Origin of the sequence: Okeania sp. SIO2B9 (genome assembly GCF_010672505.1) — a bacterium.
GTDB classification, from domain to species: domain Bacteria; phylum Cyanobacteriota; class Cyanobacteriia; order Cyanobacteriales; family Microcoleaceae; genus Okeania; species Okeania hirsuta.
Map to the genome: position 1 here is coordinate 1 of NZ_JAAHGK010000380.1, position 5912 is coordinate 5912.

The 5912-nt window shown below is 39.4% G+C and carries 5 protein-coding genes; 3 read left to right on the plus strand and 2 right to left on the minus strand.

Features of this window, described 5'->3' with window-relative positions; translation table 11 throughout:
- A partial coding sequence (locus F6K13_RS14920) for a Uma2 family endonuclease (protein WP_287287749.1) occupies positions 1-517 on the minus strand: 517 nt, incomplete at its 3' end.
- Between the two features lie 484 nt (positions 518-1001).
- Between F6K13_RS14920 and F6K13_RS14925 the strand changes: the two genes are divergently transcribed.
- The 3 genes from F6K13_RS14925 to purL all read left to right on the plus strand — a co-directional run bounded on the left by F6K13_RS14925 (position 1002) and on the right by purL (position 5047).
- The gene (locus tag F6K13_RS14925; RefSeq protein ID WP_124154536.1) at positions 1002-1544 is read left to right on the plus strand and encodes a Uma2 family endonuclease; all 543 of its coding nucleotides are present in this window, start codon (positions 1002-1004) and stop codon (positions 1542-1544) included.
- Positions 1545-2098: 554 nt separating this feature from the next.
- Positions 2099-2356, plus strand: a complete 258-nt coding sequence (locus F6K13_RS14930) for a hypothetical protein (RefSeq protein ID WP_205127625.1) — start codon at positions 2099-2101, stop codon at positions 2354-2356.
- 327 nt (positions 2357-2683) lie between these two features.
- Positions 2684-5047, plus strand: coding sequence for a phosphoribosylformylglycinamidine synthase subunit PurL (purL, locus tag F6K13_RS14935; RefSeq protein WP_287287752.1), 2364 nt, complete (start codon positions 2684-2686; stop codon positions 5045-5047).
- Positions 5048-5635: 588 nt separating this feature from the next.
- On the opposite strand, the gene F6K13_RS14940 is transcribed toward purL, so the two are convergent.
- Positions 5636-5912 (minus strand): multicopper oxidase domain-containing protein (locus F6K13_RS14940; RefSeq protein WP_287287753.1); only part of this gene is annotated, 277 nt, incomplete at its 5' end.

Genomic DNA, 5912 nt, shown 5'->3' on the forward strand with positions numbered 1-5912 from the left:
CTAAAATCATTTCCTGTTGATATCCATCTTCAGTAGGTTGTCGATACACATACAACTGACGATGATTCACATCCAACACCCAATAATCCTCTATTCCAGACTTTGCATACTCTTTTCCTTTAAGCTCCAAGTCACTTTTGAGAGTACTATCAGCAATCTCCACGATCAAATACACATCTTCTGCTGTAGGATGAGAGTCATCATAATCAAGAGGGTCTACTTTCACTACTGCAATATCTGGTTCAGGTTGAGAAAAATTATTCAGTATCACCGGAAGTTGTTTCTGCACCGAAACCCTTTTTCCTAAAGATTGACTAAACAAGCGGTCTGCTCGTCGAATAGCTGCAGCGTGGGAACTTCCTTGAGGTGACATCTTGCGAATAACTTGTCCTGCGATTAATTCTACCTGTTCATCCTGGTGCAAAATTCCTACTTCTGCCATGCGCTGATATTCTTCTACACTCAGCAGACGTAGGGGTAATTCTGTGAAATTTAATGGCATTTTGGTGGTTGACATGACTGGGAAATGGAAAAATTTCCTAGAAGTATTTATCTATTAATAAAAATTTTGATAATTGATAGGTTAAAGATTTATCTATGTTTAAATTATCAGTTTAGTTTAGTTTATGCTAATTTTAGCCATCACTTTGTTTTGTAATTGGTTACTTGAATTATAGCACAAAAAATCCCTATCTATCTCATTATTAGCTAGTATATATATCAGGACTTACCCATGGGTAAGGAAAAACTAGGACTTGAGATTGTTTCCCTATGGGTCGCAATGACGGAAATACGTTAAAGTGCGTAAGTCTTATAATTATCGAAACTTAATATAAATTTTTCTATTATTTTAGGATAGGAAAATATATTTATCAGTATGATGAGTCAAGCAAGTTTAGCGATTTAAAAGGGGAGGCTTTAAACCAGAATTATTTAATTATTAATTATTAATTATTCGGTAAAATACTAAATAGCAATCTCAAATTATTCATAAACGCACCATGATTACTTTAGCTAAATGGTCAATACAAGACTATCATCAGATGATTTCTGCGGGTATTCTGAGCGATCGCCATGTAGAATTATTAGAAGGAGAAATTATTGAAATGTCGCCAGAAAAATCTTTGCATCGGAAAATCACTGATTCTATTGCTGAATATTTGCGAGAAAAGTTTCGAGGTCTGGCAAAAATCTACGAAGCACATCCAGTTACTCTTCCTAGTTCAGAACCAGAACCAGATATTGCTGTTGTTAAAATGCCAGTATCTTTATATGATTCTCGTCATCCTTATCCTGAAGAAATTTATTTGTTAATAGAAGTTTCTGATACAACTTTAGAAAAAGATTTAGAAAAAAAACGGTTTATTTATGCCCGTGCTGGCATTTTAGAATATTGGGTTGTGGATGTAGAAAATGAACAACTTGTCGTATTTAAAGAACCATCAAAAGATGATTATCAAGTGCAAAAAAACTACAGTCAAGGAAATATTTTTACACTTGTTTTTCCCGATCTTGAAATATTAGTAGAAAAGTTATTGAAATAGGGAGTAGGTAGGGACGTTGTATTTCATTAATGGATAATTGATAATTACCTCTGGTTAAAACTGTCCTTAATTGAATATCAGGAAATATTATTTCTTCTCTTGTTCGATGGTTAGCCAGCGAGGATATATCGCCATCCCACCCTATGGGAAGCTGCGCTAACGACCGCTTTTTTCCCCTTGAAATGGTCGGCTTTTAAGCTGAATAATTAATAATTATTAATTATTCGGTAAGGAGGTATTATTAATTATGTCTCAAGAATTATTAAATGAGTTAATGAGTAAATCTGAAGGGTTAAACGTTGAAGAAAAGCTTCAATTAATGCGTTATTAATTAAATAATCTTAAAATAGATGATAATTCCACCCTAAACTTCAGCGTAAATGGTTTGAGATTCAAGGAAAAGCGACTTATCCTTTAGTAGGAGAAGATGCTCAAGAATGGTTTCTCGAACTCGTCAGATGATTGGGAAGTGCAGGATACTTGACTGATTGCAGGAAGCAGGATATCTTTAAGTAAGTTGGAAATCTAAAATAGTTATTATTTTATTTTTTTTTATGAAAAATCTAACTCTACTATCTGTCACAGTCCTTACTGCTACATCTGCATTGGTTTTTGGGAAAATACAAGCTGCCTCTGCTTTAATTTGGAACTGGAATTATTCTGCTCCTGGCATAGAGGCGAGTGGTAATTTGACTACTAATGACACTCCTGACGATTTTGGTTTTTACCTAATTACTGGAATTACTGGTACGCGAAATGACGAAACAATTATTGGTTTACAACCTACGGGAACTTCAGTACCAGGAAACTAACCTTTTATACTTGACAATATAATTAGTCTTAATCCTGATGAGCAGTTAACAAGTAGCGGTTTTGGGTATTTCACCTCGGAAGGAAACTTTGTTAATATGTTTTTTGCTGATTTTTTTACAGCCTCCGGGTTATTTTGAGATTTTTTCTGCGCCACCATTTATAACAGGTTTTGAAAATCTTGGGCCAGAAGATAGTGAATTGTCTGTTAGTTTTTCTGCTACCCCAATCATGGTCTCTGAACCCACCTCTACCTTAAGCTTTCTAGCTCTTGGTACTCTCGGAGCAATTTCAACCCTAAAACGCAAACAAAATAAAAGAAACAATATATGTCACAAACTCCCTTTTCCCCAGAAGAAATAGCATCCGAAGGCATCAAACCAGAAGAATATCAAGAAATTCTCAACCGCCTTAGTCGTCATCCCAATAAAGCAGAACTGGGAATGTTCGGGGTCATGTGGTCGGAACACTGTTGCTACAAAAACTCCCGCCCCTTACTCAAACAATTTCCCACCACAGGTAAACGCATTCTTGTTGGACCAGGAGAAAATGCCGGAGTTGTAGACCTAGACAACGGACTCCAACTCGCTTTCAAAATAGAATCCCACAACCACCCATCCGCTGTCGAACCATTTCAAGGGGCAGCAACAGGAGTCGGTGGTATTCTCCGAGACATATTCACAATGGGTGCCCGTCCCATCGCTGTACTTAACTCCCTACGTTTCGGTTCCCTAGAAGATGCCAAAACTAGACACATTTTTACTGGAGTAATTTCCGGCATTTCTCACTACGGAAACTGTTTCGGAGTACCTACAGTTGGAGGAGAAATTTACTTTGACCCTGCTTATACAGGCAACCCCTTAGTCAATGTCATGGCATTGGGTTTAATGGAAACCCCCGAAATTGTAAAATCTGGTGCATCCGGTATTGGCAACCCAGTTTTATATGTTGGTTCCACCACAGGTAGAGATGGTATGGGTGGAGCAAGTTTCGCCAGTGCCGAACTCAGCGATAAATCAATTGACGATCGCCCTGCGGTACAAGTAGGCGACCCATTCTTGGAAAAATGTCTAGTTGAAGCTTGTCTAGAAGCATTCAAAACAGGAGCAGTAGTGGCAGCTCAGGATATGGGTGCTGCTGGCATTACCTGTTCTACTTCTGAAATGGCAGCTAATGGTGGTGTGGGTATTGAATTTGACCTTGACAGAGTTCCAGTACGAGAAACTGGGATGGTTCCTTATGAATATTTGCTCTCAGAATCTCAAGAACGGATGTTGTTTGTTGCTGAGAAAGGTCGCGAACAGGAATTAATTGATATTTTCCAGCGTTGGGGACTTCATGCTGTCGTTGCAGGTACGGTTATTGAAGAACCTATTGTGCGAATTTTATTTGAGGGGAAAATAGCAGCGGAAATACCTGCTACTGCTTTGGCAGATAATACTCCTATTTATGAGCGGGAGTTGTTGAGCGAACCACCGGAATATGCGAAAAATGCTTGGTCATGGAATTCGGCATCTTTGCCATCATGTACGGCAGCAGGTATTGAAGTGCAGGGAAATTGGCAAACTTGGAATGATATTCTTCTGACTTTATTAGATACTCCAACTATTGCTTCTAAGCATTGGGTGTATCAGCAATACGACCATCAAGTGCAGAATAATACTGTTATGCTTCCTGGTGGGAGTGATGCTGCTGTCATTCGGTTACGTCCGCAAATTTCCACGGACAACCCACTATTAAATTCTGGTGTTGCTGCGACGGTAGATTGCAATTCTCGTTTAGTTTATCTAGACCCATATATGGGGGCAAAAGCGGTAGTAGCGGAAGCTGCTCGGAATCTCAGTTGTGTGGGTGCGGAACCTGTGGCAGTTACAGATAATCTCAATTTTGGTAGTCCGGAAAAACCAGTGGGATATTGGCAACTTGCGGAGAGTTGTCGCGGTATTGCTGAAGGTTGTCGGGAGTTGGGAACTCCTGTTACTGGTGGGAATGTGTCTTTGTACAATGAAACTTTGGATAGTGAGGGTCATCCCCAGGCGATATATCCGACTCCAGTGGTGGGAATGGTGGGTTTAATTCCCGACCTGACTAATATTTGTGGGCAAGGTTGGCAAGTTGAGGGAGATATTATCTATTTAATTGGAAATTTGGGGATGCGGTCTTTAGCTGCTTCGGAATATTTGGCAACTGTTTATGGTGTGGTTGCTGGGAAACCCAGTGAGGTAGATTTTGATTTGGAGCGTCGGGTACAGGGAGTTTGTCGTTATGGTATTCGTCAAGGTTGGGTAAATTCTGCTCATGACTGTGCTGAGGGTGGTTTAGCGATCGCTCTTGCAGAGTGTTGTATTAGTGGGAAGTTGGGAGCTGAGGTTAATTTGGAATTAGCTGAAAAGTCTGATTTTCGGTGGGATGAGTTTTTGTTTGGAGAGGGTGGTTGCCGAATTTTGGTTTCTATTGCGCAAGAAAATCAGAAAATTTGGGAGTCATATCTTCAGGAAAATTTGACTAATTTTTGGCAAAAAGTTGGTTTGGTGGGTAATGCTGAAAGTGCTTTGCAAATTTTAGTTAATGAGGGAGTTTCTTTAATTAATTTAGAGATGGGGGAAATGAGCGATCGGTTTAATAATGCTATTGAAAGGCGGTTGAATAGCAGGGAACAGGGAACAGGGAACAGTAGGAAAAACATTGCCTAGTCTAAGATTAATTTTCAGCATAAGTCCTAATATCATGTTCGGATAAACACTAACTATAAAGTCATTGCGACGGTCACTGCGTGGAAGGTTTGCGTAGCATTCCGTAAGGAAAGCAATTCTCTTGGGTTTGAGGTATCTCTTCCATCTATATCCTAATCATAACTATTCAACCGTTAGCGTAGCTCCCCCGGAGGGGGAACATGATATAACTTATCTTTCTATTGCTATAGGTGGTAGGTTGTAGATGAAACAAGTTTATCTACAACCATTTTCGCCGGGTTTGTAGGAAGTCAATGTTATATCATGTCCGGATAATTATAGCGCTGCGCGCAGGCAACAGGCAACAGGGGGAAAAATTTGCTGATAATATAAGACTATTATATAGAATCCGGTTATATAGTATATGTTGATAATTCTATAATTACTTCAAGCCTTTAATTTCCCCCACTCCCCTACTCCCCTACTCCCCTACTCCCCTACTCCCCTACTCCCAACTACACAATAACTATTCAACCGGATTCTATATTAGGGCATTTGATACAAACCCGGTTTCTCTGCTTTTTTATACGGATACTACCGGGTTTGATATTACTTAGTTGGTGCAGCACCTGATATCTCAAACCCATCTGGATTTACTACTTGGATATTATTCATCATGCCTCTGTCTTCATGTAACAGTATGTGGCAGTGATAAACAAATGTACCAGTAATAAAGGGATTCACGAAGGGAATACGGATTGTAGTTACGCTGTTTTTAGGTAAGTTAATTACATCTCGATATCCTTGGGGTTCTAGCAGACATTTCCATCCAGTTGTACCATCAGGAAGTGTCGCCCCTTCTTCTGTACAACTTTTTACGTCATAA

Excerpts from the sequence above, each read along its gene's own strand:
- purL (WP_287287752.1), top strand. The coding sequence starts at position 2,684 with ATGTCACAAACTCCCTTTTCCCCAGAAGAAATAGCATCCGAAGGCATC.
- F6K13_RS14925 (WP_124154536.1), top strand. The coding sequence starts at position 1,002 with ATGATTACTTTAGCTAAATGGTCAATACAAGACTATCATCAGATGATT.
- F6K13_RS14930 (WP_205127625.1), top strand. The coding sequence starts at position 2,099 with ATGAAAAATCTAACTCTACTATCTGTCACAGTCCTTACTGCTACATCT.